The sequence below is a fragment of the Gammaproteobacteria bacterium genome, assembly GCA_015709695.1.
Lineage (GTDB): Bacteria > Pseudomonadota > Gammaproteobacteria > Steroidobacterales.
Window position 1 is genome coordinate 2,749,194 of sequence record CP054183.1, and the last position, 19,852, is coordinate 2,769,045.

Annotated in this window: 15 protein-coding genes; 4 read left to right on the top strand and 11 right to left on the bottom strand. The window is 70.2% G+C overall.

All coding sequences use genetic code 11. The features are described from left to right. Window positions 1–45: 45 nt before the first annotated feature. Window positions 46–810: an exodeoxyribonuclease III gene (xth, locus tag HRU81_12715; protein ID QOJ32907.1), complete on the bottom strand. Its 765-nt coding sequence runs from the start codon at window positions 808–810 to the stop codon at window positions 46–48. Between the two features lie 9 nt (window positions 811–819). Next, window positions 820–2,892 (bottom strand): M3 family metallopeptidase, encoded by a 2,073-nt coding sequence (locus tag HRU81_12720; GenBank protein QOJ32908.1) that lies wholly within the window; start codon window positions 2,890–2,892, stop codon window positions 820–822. Between the two features lie 61 nt (window positions 2,893–2,953). Here HRU81_12720 and gorA point away from each other — a divergent pair, with 61 nt between their 5' ends. Continuing rightward, window positions 2,954–4,306: a glutathione-disulfide reductase gene (gorA, locus tag HRU81_12725; GenBank protein QOJ32909.1), complete on the top strand. Its 1,353-nt coding sequence runs from the start codon at window positions 2,954–2,956 to the stop codon at window positions 4,304–4,306. 174 nt (window positions 4,307–4,480) lie between these two features. Here gorA and HRU81_12730 read toward each other — a convergent pair whose 3' ends face one another. Further along, window positions 4,481–5,917, bottom strand: a complete 1,437-nt coding sequence (locus HRU81_12730) for a hypothetical protein (GenBank protein ID QOJ32910.1) — start codon at window positions 5,915–5,917, stop codon at window positions 4,481–4,483. An 81-nt stretch (window positions 5,918–5,998) separates the two neighbouring features. Here HRU81_12730 and HRU81_12735 point away from each other — a divergent pair, with 81 nt between their 5' ends. After that, window positions 5,999–7,117, top strand: coding sequence for a PD40 domain-containing protein (locus HRU81_12735; protein ID QOJ32911.1), 1,119 nt, complete (start codon window positions 5,999–6,001; stop codon window positions 7,115–7,117). 71 nt (window positions 7,118–7,188) lie between these two features. Here HRU81_12735 and rhlP read toward each other — a convergent pair whose 3' ends face one another. Together rhlP and aroE are read right to left on the bottom strand one after the other, a co-directional pair. Further along, entirely contained in the window at window positions 7,189–8,106 is a 918-nt protein-coding gene (gene rhlP / locus HRU81_12740) for a rhombotarget lipoprotein (protein ID QOJ32912.1), read from the bottom strand. Window positions 8,107–8,288: 182 nt separating this feature from the next. Further along, the gene (gene aroE, locus HRU81_12745) at window positions 8,289–9,104 is read right to left on the bottom strand and encodes a shikimate dehydrogenase (GenBank protein QOJ32913.1); all 816 of its coding nucleotides are present in this window, start codon (window positions 9,102–9,104) and stop codon (window positions 8,289–8,291) included. Window positions 9,105–9,187: 83 nt separating this feature from the next. Here aroE and HRU81_12750 point away from each other — a divergent pair, with 83 nt between their 5' ends. After that, on the top strand, window positions 9,188–9,784 hold the full coding sequence (locus HRU81_12750; protein ID QOJ32914.1) for a DNA-3-methyladenine glycosylase I: 597 nt from the start codon (window positions 9,188–9,190) through the stop codon (window positions 9,782–9,784). Between the two features lie 8 nt (window positions 9,785–9,792). Here HRU81_12750 and HRU81_12755 read toward each other — a convergent pair whose 3' ends face one another. The 6 genes from HRU81_12755 to HRU81_12780 form a co-directional block, all read right to left on the bottom strand. Beyond that, complete coding sequence (locus tag HRU81_12755) at window positions 9,793–12,942, bottom strand: S8 family serine peptidase (protein ID QOJ32915.1); 3,150 nt, start codon at window positions 12,940–12,942, stop codon at window positions 9,793–9,795. A gap of 136 nt (window positions 12,943–13,078) precedes the next feature. Beyond that, a complete protein-coding gene (locus HRU81_12760; protein QOJ33405.1) occupies window positions 13,079–13,639 on the bottom strand; it encodes a Sua5/YciO/YrdC/YwlC family protein in 561 nt (186 codons plus the stop codon). A 12-nt stretch (window positions 13,640–13,651) separates the two neighbouring features. Further along, window positions 13,652–16,177, bottom strand: a complete 2,526-nt coding sequence (locus HRU81_12765; GenBank protein QOJ32916.1) for a DNA topoisomerase I — start codon at window positions 16,175–16,177, stop codon at window positions 13,652–13,654. Between the two features lie 72 nt (window positions 16,178–16,249). Further along, window positions 16,250–16,726 carry a DUF494 domain-containing protein gene (locus HRU81_12770; protein QOJ32917.1) on the bottom strand — a complete coding sequence of 159 codons (477 nt, stop codon included), beginning with the start codon at window positions 16,724–16,726 and terminating at the stop codon, window positions 16,250–16,252. Between the two features lie 29 nt (window positions 16,727–16,755). Further along, window positions 16,756–17,886, bottom strand: coding sequence for a DNA-protecting protein DprA (gene dprA, locus HRU81_12775; GenBank protein QOJ32918.1), 1,131 nt, complete (start codon window positions 17,884–17,886; stop codon window positions 16,756–16,758). Between the two features lie 90 nt (window positions 17,887–17,976). Next, window positions 17,977–19,086, bottom strand: coding sequence for a LysM peptidoglycan-binding domain-containing protein (locus HRU81_12780; protein QOJ32919.1), 1,110 nt, complete (start codon window positions 19,084–19,086; stop codon window positions 17,977–17,979). A 226-nt stretch (window positions 19,087–19,312) separates the two neighbouring features. On the opposite strand from HRU81_12780, the gene def reads away from it, so the two are divergent. Further along, window positions 19,313–19,834, top strand: coding sequence for a peptide deformylase (gene def, locus HRU81_12785; GenBank protein ID QOJ32920.1), 522 nt, complete (start codon window positions 19,313–19,315; stop codon window positions 19,832–19,834). The last annotated feature ends 18 nt before the right edge of the window (window positions 19,835–19,852 follow it).

Genomic DNA, 19,852 nt, shown 5'->3' on the forward strand with positions numbered 1-19,852 from the left:
CACAACGCCGCAATGGCTCGGGAACACGCTGATTTCACCGGCTGCTCAGGTGAAGCTCGCCCACACCGGGGTATGGTCCGAGGGTTGCTCGCGGCCCCGGGGACCGGTATCGATGCCGCTGCCGGTGCTGGTGGCCGCCAGCGCGGGTGAGGCGAGGATCAGGTCGATGCGCAGGCCGCGGTTGCGGCGGAATGCCGCGGCACGGTAGTCCCACCAGCTGTAGGACTGCTGCGGTTGCTCGAAGCGGCGGAAGACATCGACGAACCCGAGGTCGAACAGCGCCTGCAGCCGGGCGCGTTCCGGCTCGCTGCACAGGACCTGCCCACGCCAGGCCTCGGGGTCGTGGACGTCGCGGTCCTCCGGCGCGATGTTGAAGTCGCCCATCACCGCGACCTTCCCGTGGCGGGCGAGCTCCTCCTTCAGGTGATCGTGCAGCGCCGCCAGCCAGCGCAGCTTGTACTCGAATTTCTCCGAGCCGACGCTCTGGCCGTTGGGGACGTAGAGATTGAACAGCCGCAGGTCCGCATAGCTCGCGGCCAGCACCCGCTTCTGTTCATCCTCGAAATTGGGCAGGCCAGGGACCACGTCCACGGGCTGCAGCCGGGAGAGCAGCGCCACGCCGTTGTAGGCCTTCTGTCCGTCCACCGCGCAGTGGTAGCCCAGCGCCTCGAACTCGGCGGCCGGGAATCCCTCGGTCACCACCTTGATTTCCTGCAACGCCAGCACGTCCGGCTGCTCGGCCACCAGCCAGTCCTTCACATGGCCCAGGCGCTGGCGGATGGAGTTGACGTTCCAGCTGGCGATCTTCATCCGCGCCCTTCAGGCGGCGGCGGGGCCTGTTCCCGCTTCGCCGGCCGCTGCCGCGGTGATGCCCGAGTGGCGCAGCAGGGCGGCGATGTCCGGCGGCCGGCCGCGGAAGGCGCGGAAGGCCGCGGCGATGTCGCGGCTGCCGCCGATTTCGAGGATCTCGCGGCGGAAACGCGCGGCCGGCCCGGGGGCGAGCACGCCTTCTTCCTCGAAGGCGGCATAGGCATCGGAGGAGAGCACCTCCGCCCACTTGTAGCTGTAGTAGCCGGCGGCATAGCCGCCGCCGAAGATGTGGGCGAAGCCGTGCGGGAAGCGGTCGTAGCGCGCGGCCGGCACCACGGCCACGGCATCGCGCACCTCGGCCAGCAGCGGCAGGACGCGCCCGCCCTCTCCGGGCGCGTACTCCGCATGGATGCGCAGGTCGAACAGCGAGAACTCGAGCTGGCGCAGCATGTGCATGGCGCCCTGGAACACCCGCGACTGGCGCAGCCGTTCCACCAGCCCGTCGGGCAGCGGCAGGCCGCTCTCGTGGTGGCCGGACACCATGGCGAGGATCTCGGGCTCCCAGGCGAAGCCCTCCATGAACTGGCTGGGCAGCTCCACCGCATCCCAGGGCACGCCGTGGATGCCGGCGATGCTCGGGTAATCGACGCGGGTGAGCAGGTGATGCAGCGCATGCCCCATCTCGTGGAACAGCGTCAGCACCTCGTCGTGCGACAGCAGGCTCGGCGCGCGCGCTGAAGGCGGCGCGAAGTTGCAGACCAGGTGTGCCACGGGCCGCTGCAGGCTGCCGTCGAGATGCTTGCGGCTGACGCAGTCGTCCATCCAGGCGCCGCTGCGCTTCTCCGGGCGGGCGTACAGGTCCGTGTACAGCCCGCCGATGACCGTACCGTCGGCGTCGAGGACGCGGTAAAAGCGGGCCGTCGGGTGCCAGACGGCCACCTGGCCGTCGGCTTCCAGGCGCAGGCCGTAGAGCCTGCCGACCAGGCCGAAGAGGCCATCGAGCACGCGCGGCAGCGGGAAGTAGGGCCGCAGCTCCTCGTCGGAGATGGCGAACTTCTTCCGGCGCAGTTCCTCGGCATGGAAGGCCACATCCCAGGGCGCGAGCGCGTGGCCGGCATGGGCCTCGAGTTCGGCGAACTCGGCGCGGCCCGCGAAGCGCGAGGCCACCACCAGGCGATCGAGGAAGCTGCGCACCTCCTGCACCGAGCTGGCCATCTTCGTGGCCAGCGAGTACTCGGCGAAATCGGTGAAGCCCACCAGCTCCGCGGCCTCGTGGCGCAGCGCCAGGATCTCGTCCATGAGCGGCCCGTTGTCGAAGGCGGGCGGCGAGGGTGACTGGTCCGAGGCGCGGGTGCTCCAGGCGCGGTGGAAGTGCGCGCGCAGCTCGCGGTCCTGCGCATGGGTGAGTACCGCGATATAGGTGGGCTGGTCCAGGTGGAACAGCCAGCCCTCCCTGCCCGCGGCGCGCGCCGTTTCCGCGGCCCGCTCGAGGGTGCTGGCCGGGATGCCTGCCAGCCGCGCGGCGTCGGTCTCGTGGTGGCTCCAGGCGGCCATGGCATCGAGCAGGTTCTGTTCGAACAGCGCCTGCTTCGCGGCGAGCGCCTCCATGATCTCCATGAAGCGCTGCTTCTGCTCCGCGGGCAGGGTGACGCCGGAGAGGCGGAAATCGCGCAGCGCGTGGTCGAGCAGGGCGCGGGCGCCGTCGGCGCGTCCTTCGGGAACGGTGCCCGCCACCGCGGCGAACAGCCGGTACAGCTCGGCGTTCTGCGCGATCTCGGTCTGGTAGCGGGCGAGCAGCGGCAGGCAGCGGTTGTAGGCCTCGCGCAGCGCCGGCGTGTTGGCCACCGCATGCAGGTGGCTGACTGGTCCCCACACCTGCTGCAGCCGGTCGCCGAGTTCCTCCAGCGGCGGAATGACGTCCTCGAAGCGGGGCGGGGCCGCACGGCTGGCGGCGAGGATGCGCTCCAGCCCGGCACGGTTGGCGGTCAGCACGGCCTGCAGGGCCGGCTCGACATGCTCGGGACGGATGGCGGCGAAGGCGGGCAGCGCGCCCGCCGTGGTGTCGAGAAGGGGATTGTCCATGCCGCTATTATGGTGTCGGCAGCGGGCTTTTGGCATCGGCCCCGCGGCCGGAGGACATGGAATGGGCAAACCCTGGGACCTGGTGGTGATCGGTGGCGGCAGCGGCGGCCTGGCTGCGGCCCAGCGCGCGGCGGAGTACGGCGCGCGCGTCGCGCTGGTGGAGGCGGGGCGTCTGGGCGGCACCTGCGTGAACGTCGGCTGCGTGCCGAAGAAGGTCATGTGGAATGCGGCGAGCATCGCCCATGTACTCGAGGACGCCGCCGACTACGGGTTCCGCCTGGCCACGAGCGGGCCCCACGACTGGGCGCAGCTGCGGGAGAAGCGCGATGCCTACCTGCGCCGCCTCAACGACATCTATGCCGCGAACCTCGAGCGCCGGCGGGTGCAGCTGTTCCGCGGCAGCGGCCGCCTCACCGGCCCGCGCACCGTGGAGGTCGCCGGCGAGGTACTGGAGGGAAACCATCTCATCATCGCCACCGGTGGTTATCCGCTGGTGCCCGAGCTGCCGGGCGCAGAGCTGGGCATCACCTCGGACGGTTTCTTCGAACTCGACCACTGCCCGGCGCGCACCGCCGTCGTCGGCAGCGGCTACATCGCGGTGGAACTCGCCGGCATGCTCCAGGCGCTGGGCTCGGCGGTGACGCTGTTCGCGCGGCACGACAGCCTGCTGCGCCGCTTCGACGGCCTGCTGCAGGAATCGGTGGTGGGCTCGCTGCGGGCCGATGGCGTGTCGCTGCGCTGGCGCAGCGTGCCGGAGGCACTCACCCGGCGCGCGGACGGCCTGCACCTGCGCACCCGCGACGGCGTCGAGCACGGGCCGTTCGAGACGCTGGTCTGGGCGGTGGGCCGCTTGCCGGCCACCCGCGGGCTCGGCCTCGACGCCGCGGGCGTGGACACCGATGCCGGCGGCTTCGTGCCCACCGACCGCTTCCAGGAGACCGCCGTGCCCGGCATCTTCGCCATCGGTGACGTCACCGGCCGCGAGCAGCTGACACCGGTCGCCATCGCCGCCGGGCGACGCCTGGCGGACCGGGTCTACGGTGGCATGGAGGGCCGGCATCTCGACTACCACAACATTCCCACCGTGGTCTTCAGCCACCCGCCGCTCGGCACCGTCGGCCTCAGCGAGGAGCAGGCCCGCCAGGTGCATGGCGAGGCCGCGGTCAAGGTCTACCAGGCCGAATTCGTCCCCATGTACCACGCCCTCACCACGGCCAAGCCCAGGGCAAGGCTGAAACTGGTGACCGCCGGCGCCGACGAGCGCGTGGTCGGCTGCCATATCGCCGGCCCCGGGGTGGACGAAGCGCTGCAGGGCTTCGCCGTGGCCATCCGCATGGGCGCCACCAAGCGTGACTTCGACGACACCATCGCCATCCACCCGACACTCGCCGAAGAGCTGGTGACCATGCGCTGAGAAAAGGGAGAAAAGGTGTCAGACATATTTTCCCCGCTGAGAAAAGGTGTCAGAAAAGGTGTCAGACATATTTTCCGGTGCCGGAAAAATATGTCTGACACCTTTTCTGACACCGACACCTTTTCTCCCTTTTCTCAGCGGGGAAAATATGTCTGACACCTTTTCTCCCTTTTCTCAGCGGACACCTTTTCCCGGCGCCGGGAATGGTCCCCGGAGCTGCTCGAAGACGCGGCCGATGGCGAGCAGCCGCCGGTCGCTGTCCAGGGGGCCGTCGAAGTTGATGCCGACCGGCAGACCGTCGATGGCAAGCCCCGCCGGGACGCTGAGGCTGGGGATGCCAGCCGCGCTCTGGTACACCAGGTTGCGGATGAAGTGCCCGAAGCCGCCGGCGACATGGCGGCCGTCGATCACCATGTCGGCGCTGTCGTCGGCGATGGCGACCGCCGGGAACGGCGTGGTCGGGAACACCAGGGCATCGAGCCCCTGGTCGCGGAAGCAGGCGGCGAGTTGCGCCTGCAGCCGCGGCCGCAGCGCCGCCATGGCCTCGCGCCAGGCCGGTTCCAGCTGTGCGAGCCTCGCCGGGTCCGGGTTGAAGCGCTGCCTGGCGACCGGTGAGGCGATCTTCGCCACGATATCCCCGATGCGGGTGAGCGGCCGGCGGCCCGCGAGAATGCCCGGCATGCCAACGATGGCCTCGTAGGCGGAGATCGGCCAGGCCACCCGGTTCGCCAGCGCGTGCAGGCCGGGCAACTCGACCGGCACGATCCGCGCACCGGCCTCGCGCAGGCGATCCAGTGCCGCTGCCATGACGGCCGCGGTACGCGAATCGACCAGCGTCTCGAAGTCGCCAAGCGGCTGGCCGAGGCGCAATTCCCCGGGGGCGATTGCCGGCAGCGGCGCCACCGGCTCGCCGGCCAGCACCGCGTCGAGTATCGCCAGGCCCTCGATGTCGACGGCCATGGCACCTGCTGTGTCGCGGGTCGGCGTGGCGGGAAAGATGCCGCCATACGGGTAGCGCCCGAAGGACGGGCGCAGCCCGGCGATGCCGTTGAACGAGCAGGGCCCGCGTACCGAACCGTTGGTGTCGGTGCCCAGCGCCGCCGGCACCAGCCGCGCGGCGACGGCCACCGCCGAGCCGCCGCTGCTGCCGCCGGCGACGACCCCAGTGCGCCAGGGATTGACCACGTGGCCGAAATGCTCGTTGTGGCTGGTGCCGCCGACCGCCAGCTCGTGGAGGTTGGCCTTGCCGGCGATGATGGCGCCGGCATCGCGCAGCCGGGTGACCACCGGCGCGTCCGCATTCGGGCAGACGCCGATGAGGCCGGGCGTGCCCGCCGTCGTCGCGTAGCCCAGGACATCGATGTTGTCCTTCACCAGGATGGGCAGGCCATGCAGCGGCCCGGGCGGTTCCCCCGCTGCCCGCCGCCGGTCCGCGGCCCGCGCGGCCTCCAGCAGCTGCGCGGGGTCCTGGGCGATCAGCGCATGGAGGTCACGGTGACGTTCGCAACGCGCGAGCATGTCCCGCGCCAGGGCTTCGGCGGACAGTTCGCCCGCCGCGAGCGCGGCGAGCAGCCGGGCGATGGGGGAGGATGTGTCGAGCTGGTCTGGCATGGTGCCGGAGTCTGGATCAGGCCGGGGGTCCGGTGCCATGATCGCCGTCAGCGCAGGTCGACAACCAGGGAGTGCAGCACCATGAATGCAATCCGTCTGCCGGCATCCGCCGCCACCGCCTGGCTGCTGCTGATGGCCGCCGCCTGGGCCCAGACCGATGCGGTCTCCGCTGCCAGTCCCGCGGCCCCGGCCGCGGACCGTGGCAAGGAACTGCCGGTGTTCCGCATCCCGCATATTCCGCCGGCTGCGGAGGCCTATTACGCACCGGATGGCCAGCACCTGATTGCCCAGGTGCGCGACAAGGACGCGCAGCAGTCAGGCGACAAACGCGTCGGTGGCGCGCTGACCTACATCTTCACCGAGGATGGCCAGACGCTGCGGCGGATCAACGACCGTGGCCAGGACGCCTGCTCGTTCTTCTTCCCCGACCAGAGGCGTGTCATCTGGACCTCGACGCGGGACCACATGGACATGCCGCTCGGCGACTGGGCCGATCCGGCCAATTACCCCCAGGGTGCGGAACTCTACACCTCGGATCTCTACGGCCGGCATGTCGTCCGCCTCACCCGCAACCGGTGGTATGACGCGGAGGTCACGGTGTCGCCCAACGGCGAGTGGATCGTGTGGATGCGGCAGATCGAGGGCAAGGCCAGCCTGTGGCGCATGCGCGCGGATGGCACCGGCGAGCAGCAGATCACCTTCACCGATGACTGGCAGCCCGGTGCGCCCTTCTACCTGCCCGACAACGAGACCATCATCTTCCAGGCCTGGCGCGCCAGCGAGTATGGCAAGCTCGACCCGGTGCCGATGACGGTCTTCACCATCAAGGCCGATGGCAGCGGACTGGTCCAGCGGACTTTCGACCGCAACATGTACTGGGGTCCGGGCCCTGCTGCCGACGGGCGCCACTACCTGTTCACGCGCATCATCGACGGCAACAACCACGAACTCTTCCTCGGCGACCTCGCCGGCGATCCGCCGCTGCGGCTCACCTACAATCCGGGATTCGACGGCATGAAGTCGTTCTCGCCCGACAGCAGCAAGATGGTGTTCGTGCGACTCGCAGGTGATCCCCGCGCGCTCTACTCGCACGTCATGGATCTATCGTCCCTCAGGCTCGGGCCGGAGAACTACAAGGGGATTCCCGACACGCCGATCCCGCCGGGCGCGGTGCGCGTGAGCGATTTCAGTCGTCGGTAGCGCGGAAAAGGTGTCTCCGGAAAAGGTGTCTGACTTATTTTCTACGAATTACTTTCTCCATTCCGTCAGCACTACAGAAAATAAGTCAGACACCTTTTCCGGACACCTTTTCCGATACCTTTTCCCTGAAAATAAGTCAGGCACCTTTTCCGCGCGCGCCGCCAGCATCCGGCGCCGGCCAGGATGGCGAGGCCCGGCAGGCCGAGCGCGCCGCCGCCACCCTTCGAGCCGCCCTTCCACTCGACCTCGGCCAGCTGCGGTTCGTCCTTCAGCCGCTGCTGGAAGCGGTCCAGCTCCGCCGCGAGGTTCGTGGTCATGTTGGACATGGCGGAGGTGAAGCTTGCCGCTCGCGAGTCGCGCACCACCTGCGAGGCTTCGACGGCCGTGGAGGACTCCTCGCGGGCGTCGACGCCAGGAGCCCGGAACAGCAACTTGCGGCTGGCCACGTCGAAGACGGCTGTGTCGACGAAGGTCTGCGTCTGGTTCTCGGTACCCTTGATGACGTACGCGCCGACGATGGTCCAGTAGGTCAGTGCCAGCTTGTTGTCGGTGGTGGTGGTGACCTGGTCGTAGGACACCAGCGCCATGACGTCGGCGCCATAGAGCCGGGCCACCTGCTGCATGCCCTCGAAGCCCGTGGTGGACCGCAGGTAGGTTTCGGGGATCACCTCGATCGAGGCGATGTACTTGCGGTCGAGGAACTGCTTCCGGGCCTGCTCGAGTAGCTGGTTCTTGAGGGCCTCGGTCGGCGCGTTGCCCGGGGCGCTGTTGCCGGGCACGAAGGCCAGGCCGACACGCAGTGGCAGCACCAGGTGCGGAATCTGCTGGTCCTGCGGAGGGGGAATGTCCCCCTTGGGGTAGAGGTAATCGACCAGGCTGCTCGACACCCCCGTGCGCATGCCGCTGCCATGCTCATCGAAGAGCGCGCTGCAGCCGGTGGCGAGGGCGGTACCCAAGGCGATGGTGATGATTGCGCGGAGGGCATTCATTTCGCGTCTCCTCGAGGAAAAAGGGGAAAAAGGTGCCTGACTTATTTTCCGTGCGGAAAAGGTGCCTGACTTATTTTCTGTGGTGCCGACGGAATTTGAGAAAGCAGTTCGTAGAAAATAAGTCAGGCACCTTTTCCGCACGGAAAATAAGTCAGGCACCTTTTTCCTTTTTTCCTTTTCCCCTACGCAGGCAGCTTCGCGCGGACTGGCCGGGTGTCGGGGCGCACGCCGCGCCAGATGAAAAACGCCTCGGCAGCCTGTTCGACCAGCATCCCCCAGCCTTGCCAGGCCTGCTTCGCGCCGAGGCGGCGGGCCCAGCCGACGAAGGGCGTGTCGGTCATGGCGTAGGAGAGGTCGTAGCAGGCGGTGTCCGGGCCGATCACGGCCTCCGGCACCGGCGGGACGCCGCCCTGCAGGCCGGCTGCGGTGGCGTTGATCACCAGGTCCCAGGGCCCGGCGGGCAGTTCATCGAAGCGACAGGCGCGGATGGCGCCGAGCCGCTCGAAGTGGCCGGCGACCTCCCGCGCGCGCTCGACGTTGCGATTGGCGATGCAGAACTCCGCCGGCCCGCTGCCGAGCAGGGCGGGCACGATGCCACGGGTGGCGCCGCCGGCACCGAGCACCAGCAGGCGCCGGCCCTTGAGCTGCAGGCCGAGATTGGATTTCAGGTCGGTGAGCAGGCCCACGCCATCGGTGTTGTCGCCGTCGAGCCGGCCGTCGGCGGCGATGATCACGGTGTTCACGGCACCGGCAAGATGGGCGCGGTCGGTGAGCTGGTCCACCAGCCGCGCCACCGCCTCCTTGTGCGGCACGGTGACGTTGAACCCGCGCAGGCCCTCCTTCGCCAGGGCCTTCAGCCGTGCATCGAGGTCCTCCGGCCGGATGTCGATGGCCTCGTAGGACAGATCCTCGCCGGTCTGCGCCGCGAACAGCCGGTGGATCACCGGCGACTTGCTGTGCCCGATGGGATGGCCGATGACCCCGTAGCGGTCCGTCATGGAATGACCCTGTGCCTGCTCGCGGGTTTTTTACCCTACGGGACCCGGGGTGTCCAACCGCCGCGCCGCGTACACTGGCGGACATGGCGAAGACCCCCGAACGCTGCCCCTGGGCCGAAGGCGTCAGCCCGGCCTACCTCGCCTACCACGACACCGAGTGGGGCGTGCCGGTGCGCGACGATGCGCGCCAGTTCGAATTCCTGCTGCTCGAGGGCGCCCAGGCGGGACTCAGCTGGGCCACCATCCTGCACCGGCGCGAGGGATACCGCCGCGCCTTCGCCGGCTTCGACCCGGCCCGGGTCGCGCGCTTCACGCCCGCCCGGGTGGCAAAGCTGCTGCTCGATCCCGGCATCATCCGCAATCGCCTGAAGATCGAGGCCGCCATCGGCAATGCCCGCGCCTTCCTCGCCGTGCAGGAGGAGTTCGGCAGCTTCAGCGACTACATCTGGCGCTACGTCGACGGCCACCCGGTGCAGAACCGCTGGCGCACGCCGCGCGAGGTGCCCGCCACCAGCGCCCTCTCCGACGCGCTGAGCCGCGACCTCAGGGCGCGCGGCTTCCGCTTCGTCGGCAGCACCATCGTCTATGCGCACCTGCAGGCCACCGGGCTGGTGAACGACCACCTCGTTGGCTGCTTCCGCCACCGGCCGGTGCGCGCGCTCGGCACGGGTCCGCGCTGAGCCCCGCCTCAGGGCGTGGCGATCTCCACCAGCGTCAGCGCGAGCGCGTGCTCGCCATCGCCGTGGGTCACCAGGCCCAGGTAGAGTTCGCCGGGATCGAGGCCGGCCCAGCCGAGCGTCACCTCGCCGCTGGCACCGGTCACCGCCGCCGCCGGCGCGGCCAGCACGGAGAAGCCCCCCGGCCCTGGCGCATCGTTCACCATCCAGACGCCGGTTTCGTATCCCGCTTCCGGGCCCGATACCTCGAAGCCGTGGATGTCGATCAGGTACTCGCCGGGCGCGGGATCGAGCAGGTCGATCACCTCGGTGGCGGCATCGGTGGCGCTGGCGAGGACACCGCCGGGGCAGGCGCCATCCGGGCAGTGCAGGTAGAGGTCGAGATCCTCCGCGTCACCACCCGTGGTGGCGACCAGGGCCACCCGCAGGTAGCGGGTGCCGGGCGGGACGCTGATGCGCTGGCGGCGGATGAAGTCGGGCAGCGCGCTGTCGTCGGACTGGAAGGTGTAGTAATCGAGCGGATCATCGATGACGGTGCCGGTGGTGCTGGCCGGTGACGCCAGTCCCGAGACCAGCGCCTGGTAGGTGCCGTCGTAACCGAAGTCGACATGCACCGTGGTTTGCCCCGTGGCCTCGTGGCCGGCGACCGGATCCTCGACACCGATGGCGGCCGGCGCCACCGCCAGCGGGCTGCGCACCCGGTGGCGGCCATCGCTCCAGCTGAGGGAACCGAAGCGGAAATCCGGCAGCCGGGCCTCGTCGCTGAAGTAGTCGCTGCGCCGGGCAGTGCCGGTGCTGGTGAAGGTCAGCGTGTACTCGGCGCTCTCGCCGCTGGCGAGCGCCAGGCTGGCGGGTGCCACCGCCACCGCGATGCCGGGTGGCGCCTCCACCGTCGCCTGGTACACCGCGGCCGGGCCGACATTGGTCACGCGGCGACGGATGCTGCGTGAATGCACCACGGCGTGGCTGGCCATCGACGGCAGGTTGAGGTCGGCAGCCTCCAGCGAGAGACCGGCTTCCCGGAGGGCATCACAACGCTCGTCACCGATGCCGGTGAGGCCGACGCCGCAGCCGAAGGCGTCGTAATCGTCACGGCCCGCCTCGTAGACCAGGCCGGGGTCCACGGCCAGGTCGGGCACGATGTGGCCGGCGCCGAAGTCGAAGGGACCGGCGCTGCCGCCATCCGCCAGCAGGAGGTCCTGCCTGGCGGTGGTCATCAGCGCCGAGCGCAGCGCCGCCGGGCTCCATTCGGGATGCGCCTGGCGCAGCAGGGCGGCGACCCCGGCCACCTGCGGCACCGCCATCGAGGTGCCGGAGAGGTACTGGAAGCGTTCACCGCGCAGGCCGTTGGCGACCCCGGGAGTCTGTGCGCCGAGGATGTCCACGCCCGGCGCCGCCACGTCCGGCTTGAGGATGTCGAACACGTCGGGATTCGGCCCGCGGGCCGATGCCTTGTAGAGGATGTTGCCGGCGACCTGGCGGCTGGCGATCAGGCCCTTCTGCAGCGTCACCTGCACGCTGTCGCCGGCCAGCAGCCGGGTGGCGAGGGCTTCGCCATCGGCCTGGCCGATCATCACCGCGGGAATGTCGACGACACCGCGCTCGCCCTTCATGGTGATGGGCTGACCGTCGTCCTGCGCATCGCCGAAGACCACCACGGCGATGGCGCCGGCCGCCTCGGCGTTGGCGACCTTGGAGAGGAACTCGCAGGAGCCGCGGCGCACGAGGGCGATGCGGCCGGCGAGGTCGGCGGCATTGGCGAGCGCCGTGCAGCCATCGGCCGCGCCCAGTCCGTCGTCGGCAAGCACCAGCGAGCCGTTCACGGCACCGGTGTTGCGCAGTTCCGGCGTGAAGGCCGCCTCCTTCATGGTGAGATCGCCGGTGACGCCGGCCGGCGCGGTGTAGCGCAGCACCTCGTCGTAGCGGGTGCCGCTGCGCGTGGCGGCCGCCGTGGCCAGCACCCAGGGCGAGCTGCCCGGTGACTCGATGCTGGCCGGCGCGGGCCCGCCATTGCCGGCGGCGGCCACGGTCAGCACGCCGGCGTTGGCGGCGGCGAGCAGGGCCAGCGCATCGGAATCACCCGGCCCGCCGTCGCCGGTGCCGACCGAGTAATTGATGATGTCGACGCCATCGGCCACCGCGTCCTCGATGGCGCGCTGCAGGTCCGACATGGCGCAGTGGGCGCGCGTGGCGCCGGGTTCCAGCCAGCAGGCCTTGTACACCGCGATGCGTGCCCGCGGCGCGATGCCGCTGATGGGTGCCAGCACCGTGTCGCCGAGGGTCGCGGTGACGCGGCCACCGGCGGCCACCGAGGCGATGTGGGTGCCATGCCCATCGGCATCGAGCGGCGAGAGCGATTCCGCCGGATCCATGGGGAAGCTGCCGCGGAAGCCATTGGCGTAGAAGCGGGCGCCGACGAGCTTGTTGTTGCAGGCCGTCGCCGGGAATCCCGGCCCGGCCTGGCAGCGGCCATGCCAGTCGGGCAGCGGGGCATAGAGCGGGCGGAAGCGGGGCTTCCTGAAGCGCTGGCAGAGCCAGGCGCCGAGCAGCGATTCCTTCGCCCAGCTGCCGCGGCACAGGCGCGGCTTCGGCTTCTGCTCGCGGTCGCCGAAAGCCGGGTGGCCGGGATCGATGCCGCTGTCGATGATGCCGATGACCACGCCCTCGCCGGTGAGCCCGCGGGCGTTGCGCAGGCCGTTGCCCGGATCGAGCAGGCCGAGGAACTGGGCGCTGGCATTGGTGCGCAGCGACTTGACCCGGTCCAGCGAGACCCGCTGCACGTCGGGATGGGCGCGCAGCCTCGCCGCCTGCGCAGCGGTGAGGCGTGCGGCGAAGCCGTTGAAGGCCAGCTTGTAGCTGTAGAGCTTGGCGTCCGGCGCGCCGATTTCGGCCAGCAGCTGGTCATGGCTGGCCACCAGCGCGGCACCATAGCTGGAGACCGCCGGCGAGCGCGCATCGAAGCGCTCCTCGCCAACGCGGCGGCTGCGGTCGGTCGCGTCGATGGCCGGCGGCTCGCGCAGCTGCACGATGTAGACGCGGGTGGCCTCCGCCTCATCCGCCCGGGCGCGGCTCGGCGTGAGCGCACCGGCGAGGGCCGCTGCAAGGATCAGCAGCGCCAGCAGGCGCCAGGGAGCGGGAAACAGGTGCTGGCTGCGTCGCATGGAATGGGGGGCAGGCGCGGCCAGGGGCCGGGGTTGCCGATGATTTCCTTATTTTTCGCAACGGCTTGGCCGCGGTTTTTCTAGCGGTCCACGGCCGATATTACAGAATCCGGGCGGGGGGCGTCAGCCCCGGGGCTCAGCCGGGGCGCAGCACCGTGCCGGTGGCGGCATCACGGATCTCGCTGGGCCGATGGGCACCCCCGACCTCGCCGCCGACCACCTGGTCGACCTCGGTGCCGAGCCGCCGCCTTGCGGCGAGCGCCGTGCGGGCTGGAGGCCGGCCGTGGCGGTTGGCGCTGGTGGAAACCAGCGGCCCGCCCGACAGCTCGCAGAGCGCTGCGGCCACCGGGTGGCGGGTGACCCGCACGGCCAGGCTGGGCCGGTCGCCGGTCAGCAGCGGGTAGGCCAGGGGACCGGCGCGGACCACCCAGCTCACCGGCCGCGCGAGGCGCTGGCCGAGGCGACGGCGTTCCGCCGGCGTGGGGGCGATCCAGCCCTCGAGTTGCGCCCAGCTGGCTGCCACCAGGATGAATCCGGCGGCTGCCGGCCGGCCCTTGATGGCGAGGATGCGCAGCACGGCCTCGACGGCCGCCGGGTCGCAGCCCAGGCCATAGACCGCCTCGGTGGGATAGGCGATCACGCCGCCGGCGCGGACCACGCGGGCGGCGAGCCGCAGCGGGAAGCCCGGTGACACCAGCGCCCCCGGTGGCTAGCCCGAGCTGTCGCCCGGTGCCTTGTCCGGTGCCTGGCCCGGACTGCCGGCGGCGCGTCGGGCCCGGGGCTTGCGGGGCGCGGGGCTGCCTTCCGCGGGCTTGCCGGCCTTGCTGGTCTTGCTGGTCTTGCTGGCGGCGCGCTTGGCGGGTTTCGCGGTCTTCTTCGGCTTCGCGTCCTCCGCGGCGGGGGCTTTCGCCGGGGCGGCCTTGCGGCCACGGAAGCCGCGCTTGCCGCGCGGCGGGGCGGCGGCCAGCAGCTCGCGGCACTGCTCGAGCGTCAGGCTCTTCGGGTCCTCGCCCTTGGGGATGCGCGCATTGCGTTCCCGATCGGTGATGTAGGGTCCGTAGCGGCCATTGAGCACCTGGATGCCGGCCTCGGGGAAATCGAGGATCAGGCGGTTGGCATCGGCGACCTTTTTTTCCTCGATGACCTGCAGCGCGCGCTCGAGGCTCACGGTGTAGGGATCGTCGGGCGGCTTCAGCGACACGTACTTCTTGCCGTACTGCACATAGGGCCCGAAGCGGCCGACGCTGGCCTGCACCGGCTCGCCCTCGGCCGTGGTACCGAGCTTGCGTGGCAGCTGGAACAGCGCGAGGGCTTCTTCCAGCGTGATGGATACCATCTTCTGCCCCGGCCGCAGGCCGGCGAAGCGCGGCTTCTCCACGTCGTCCTTGGTGCCGATCTGCGCGAAGGGCCCGAAGCGGCCCATGCGCACCGACACCGGCTTGCCCGATGCCGGATCGATGCCGAGATCGCGCGCCTGCGCCACCATCTCGCGGGTGACGCTGGTTTCCTTGTCCTTCACCAGCGCCTCGAATGGCTGCCAGAACTCGTCGAGCACCTGCACCCAGTCGCGCTCGCCGCGCGACACCTCGTCGAGCTCGTCTTCCAGGTGGGCGGTGAAGCCGTAGTCCACGTAGCGGGTGAAGTGGTCGGTGAGGAAGCGGTTGACGATGCGGCCGATGTCCTTGGGGATGAAGCGCTTGCCGTCCACCTCGATGTAGCCGCGGTCCTGCAGCGTCGAGATGATGGAGGCGTAGGTCGATGGCCGGCCAATGCCGTACTCCTCCAGCGCCTTCACCAGGGTGGCGTCGTTGTAGCGCGGCGGCGGCTCGGTGAAGTGCTGGTCGGCGCGCACCCCGGTGAGGTCGACGTCGTCGCCCTCGCGCAGCGGCGGCAGGATGCGGTCGCCTTCCTCCTCGGCCGCGTCGTCGCGGCCTTCCTGGTACACGGCGATGAAGCCGGGCACCACCAGCGTCGAGCCGCTGGCACGCAGGCGCGCCACGCCCGGGTCGCGGGCAGGGGCGAGGTCCACCGTGACCATGTCGTAGACAGCCGGCACCATCTGGCAGGCGACGGTGCGCTTCCAGATGAGGTCGTAGAGGCGGAACTGTTCCTCGCTGAGGAACTGGCGCAGGCTTTCCGGCGTGCGCGCCACGCTGGTGGGCCGCACGCCCTCGTGGGCTTCCTGCGCGTTCTTCGCCGTGGTCTTGTAGCTGCGCGGCTGCGCCGGCAGGTTGTCGCTGCCGTAGCGGCTGGCGATGAAGCTGCGGATCTCGTCGACGGCGACGCTGGCGAGGTTGACCGAGTCGGTACGCATGTAGCTGATGAGGCCGACGGTGCCTTCGCCGGTCTCCACCCCTTCGTAGAGGCGCTGGGCGATCATCATGGTGCGCCGCGCGTTGAAGCCGAGCTTGCGCGAGGACTCCTGCTGCAGCGTCGAGGTGGTGAAGGGCGGCGCCGGATTGCGCCGCCGCTGCTTCTTCTCGATGGCCGAGACGCGGACCCTGCCGCCGGCGGCATCGAGCAGCGCCTGGCGGGCGGCGCTGGCGGCTGCCTCGTTGCCGAAGCTGAACTGCTCGACCTTCTCGCCGCGGAACTCGGCGAGCCGCGCGGCGAACGGCGCGGTGGCCGCGCGCAGGTCCGCCTCGATGGACCAGTACTCGCGCGGCCGGAAGGCCTCGATCTCGTCCTCGCGCTCGCAGATCAGGCGCAGCGCCGGGCTCTGCACGCGGCCCGCGGAGAGCTTCGGCTGCACCTTCTTCCACAGCAGCGGCGAGAGGTTGAAGCCGACGAGGTAGTCGAGCGCGCGCCGCGCCTGCTGCGCGTTCACCAGGTCGGCGGAGAGCTGGCGCGGGCCCTGCATGGCCTCGCGCACCTCGCGCTCGGTGATCTCGTAGAACACCACGCGGTGCAGCTCGCGGCCGTCGAGCATGCCGCGCTCGCGGAGGATCTCCGCCAGGTGCCAGGAGATGGCCTCGCCCTCGCGGTCCGGGTCGGTGGCGAGGTAGACCGCGTCGGCCTTCTTCACGGCGCGGGCGATGGCATCGACGTGCCGGGTGTTGCGCTCGATGATCTCGTAGCGCATGCGGTAGCCGTTGCCGGTGTCCACCGCGCCCTCCTTGGGCACCAGGTCGCGGACATGGCCGTAGGAGGCGAGGATCTCGTAATCCTTGCCGAGGTACTTGCCGATGGTCTTGGCCTTGGCCGGTGACTCGACGACGACGACCTTGCTAGCCATTTCTTGCGGTATCCATAGACGACAAACCGCGGCTGGGCCGCGGTCGGGGGAAACTCTGCCTGCGCTGCGTGCTCAGTTGACCAGGCCGGTGTTCTCCTCGAAGACCAGGTCTTCCATGCGGGCGAAGGCCCCTTCCTGCCCGGTCTGGCTGAACAGCACCATCAGCGTAACCCATTTGACCTGCTCGACATCGATCTCCCCGGCGCCGAGGGCCATGAGCCGGTCGATGACGATCTCCCGGTTGAGCGGCGACAGGATACCGATGTGCTCGAGATAAATCAGGTAGCCGCGGCAGGCGGCATCGAGCCGCGACAGCTCCAGGGAACTGAACAGGCGCAGGGAGCGCTCGGTCGGCGCCGAGGGGAACGGACGGTCGGGGTCGCGGTTGAGGTCTTCGAGCCAGTCCAGCGCGCGGTCCACCTCCGGCTCGCCGAACCCGGCCCGCAGGAGCTCCTGGCGGAGGACATCCTGGTCCGTGGCCTCTTCGTGCTCCTGCTCGGAAAACGTCTCGAACAGGTACATGAGCACGTCGAGTACGCTGTGGTTCATTACTTCTGGTGACCCTCTGGGACCGGCTCTTACCCCTGTCGCTGGTAGCGGCCGCCGGGCAGCAGCCGCACCGAGTCTTCGAGCTCGAGGATGAGGAGCATGGAGGAAACCTCCGCTGGCGTCAATCCGCTGCGCTCGGCCAGCGTGTCGGCATCCAGCGTGTCCCAGCCGAGCGCATCGAGCAGGCGCGCGTAGGCCGGGTCGCGCACGCGGTCTGCTGCGCCGGCCTCCGCTGCCGCTTCGGCCGTAGCATCCACCGCGAGCAGGGGCGCGAGTTCCTCGAGGATGTGCTCGGCGGACTCCACCAGTTTCGCGCCGTCGCGGATCAGCCGGTGGCAGCCCTTGGCGAGCGGGTTGTGGATGGAGCCCGGGATGGCGAACACCTCGCGACCCTGCTCGGCGGCACGCCGCGCGGTGATCAGCGCGCCGCTCTGCAGGCGCGCCTCCACCACCAGGGTGCCGAGCGCGAGGCCGCTGATGATGCGGTTGCGGCGCGGGAAGTTGCCGCGCATCGGGCCCATGCCGGGCAGGAACTCGGTGCACAGCGCGCCGTTCGCGGCGATCGCCTCCGCGAGCGCCGCGTGCGCGCGCGGGTAGACCTGGTCCGGCCCCGTGCCGAGCACCGCCACGGTATGCCCACTGCCGGTCGTGCCGCCGGCCCCGCTACGGGCCCCGCTACGGGCAAGAGCGCCGGCATGCGCCGCCGCATCGATGCCGAGCGCCAGGCCGCTGGTGATGCCGAGCCCGCAGCCCGCGAGATGGCTGGCGAAGGCGCGGGCGGTCGCCGCACCGCCGGGGCTGGCGTTGCGGCTGCCGACGATGGCGATCTGGGGCTCGGCCAGGCAGCGCGCATCGCCGCGCACGAACAGGGCCACGGGCGGATCGGGGATCTGCCGCAGCAGCGCCGGATAGAGCGGATCCTCCCAGCTGACGAGGTGATGATCGGCGGCAGCGGCGAGCCAGGCGCCGGCGGCGGCGATGCGTGCCTCGTCCGGTGCGCGCAGGTGTGCGAGCAGCGCGTCGCTGGCGCCGGCCGCGCGCAGCGCCGCCTCCGGGGCGCGCGCCAGCCCGTCGATGCCGCCGGCGGCGGCGAGCAGTGCCGGCAGTTCGGCGCCGCTGAGGCCCGGTGCATCGGCGAGGATCAGCCAGGTCCGCTGCATCAGCGGCCCCGGAAACGGCACAGCCCGCCTTGCGGCGGGCTGTGCGGATCAGGTGCGATCGCGGGCCGTGCCCGGGGCGCGGCGCGGTGGCTAGGGATTCCTGACGATGTCCTGCACATGCATTTCACTGGTGGCGCGCATGACCAGCGCGTAGCTCACGCGGTCGTAGGTGCGGAACACCATTGCAAGCCCTGCCGGCTCATCCGGCAAGCGGACATTCGCGGAGATTCGCCCGGGTTTGGCGGCATCGGCCGTCTTCTCGCCGACCTGCCAGATGCGCAGTACGTTGCCGGGCGCGAGGCCATTGCCGCTGCCGCGGTTGATGATGATCACCTGGTACTGGCCGACCTGGGACACGCCGTCCATCACCGCGATGATGGTGCCCTCGACGGGCCGCGGCGGCACGGTCGGCACGAACTGGGCGGGGAAGGCCACCTGCTGCGAGATCAGCCGGTCGCCCTCGGTGGCCTCGCGGCTGGTGTCGGTCAGGAACAGCGTGGAGGGATCGCCGACGCGACGGATGGTGCCGGCGCCGACGTAGATGCCCTCGTAACCGACGACGTCGCCGTCGTCCGGGTCCACGAGCGGCTTGCCGACCTCGACGACGCTGTAGCCGTGGTCCACGCCTTCGACCTTGCCGCGCACGTAGAGCTCGTTGCCCGCGGCGCCGATGATGTGCTTGCCGCGGATGGACACCACGTAGGGGGAGCGCTTGATCTCGTCCTTCTGCAGGACCGAGCCGCGGCCGAGGAAGGCGCCGATCACCTCGAGCGGGATGGCCGGGATGGCGCTCTCCAGCGGTGACTCGCGGATCTGCGGCGAGAGTTTCTCGGTGCCGCCCGGCTGGCTGGCGGCGGCACGCTGCACCTGCACCCGCGGCTTGCCGTCGACATAGACCAGCGTCAGCACGTCACCCGGATAGATAAGGTGTGGGTTCTCGACCTGCGGGTTGGCGTACCAGATCTCCGGCCAGTACCAGGGGTCCTTGAGGAACATCGACGAGATGCCCCAGAGGGTGTCGCCCCGCTTCACCGTGTAGCTGTCCGGATGGGCCGGATTGAGGGCCGGCGAGGTGGCGGCAGCGTCCGCCGCCATGAGGCTGATGCCGGGACCGGCGGCGGCCCAGGCGCTGCCGAGGACCAGCGACGCCGTGCAGGCGACCACGAGGGCCGGAACCAAGGAGGGGCGAGAGATCTTCATGGAAGCTCCATCCCTATGCTGACCGCCGCGCCGGGGAGGCAATCCTCCGGTGCTAGAATCCCGGCCCGGTCGGCGGGGATCGCGGTGCGACACACGTTTGCGACAACAACTCAGGAATCCGTTGCCACCGAACCCAACCCCGATGGCCCGGGACGAATCGGATGCGGTATATCATAAAATTATCGGACCTTCATAGTGATGGACACGAAACTGTGAAGGAATACCCATGGCGCTGTTGAAGATTCTGGAATATCCGGATCCGCGGCTGCGCACCCGGGCGGCGGCGGTGCCGGTGGTCGATGACAAAATACGGCGCCTGGTGGCCGACATGCTGGAGACCATGTACGCCGCCCCCGGCGTGGGCCTGGCGGCCACGCAGGTGGACGTGCACCTGCGCGTGCTGGTCCTGGACATCTCCGAGGACCGCAAGCAGCCGATGGCGCTGATCAACCCCGAGATCCTCGAGCGCGAGGACATCGGCACCGGCGAGGAAGGCTGCCTGTCCGTGCCCGGGGTCACCGAGAGCGTGTCGCGGGCCCGCCGCATCCGCGTGCGGGCCCTGGACGCCCGGGGCAAGGCGCTGGAGTTCGACGCCGACGGGCTGCTCGCGGTGTGCATCCAGCACGAGATGGACCACCTCGAGGGCAAGCTCTTCGTCGACTATCTCTCCGAGCTCAAGCGCCAGCGCATCCGCAAGAAGCTGGCGAAGTCCGCACGGCGCGACGGCGAGCGCGCGCCCGCGCTCTGAGGCCGGCCCGGCCTCCGG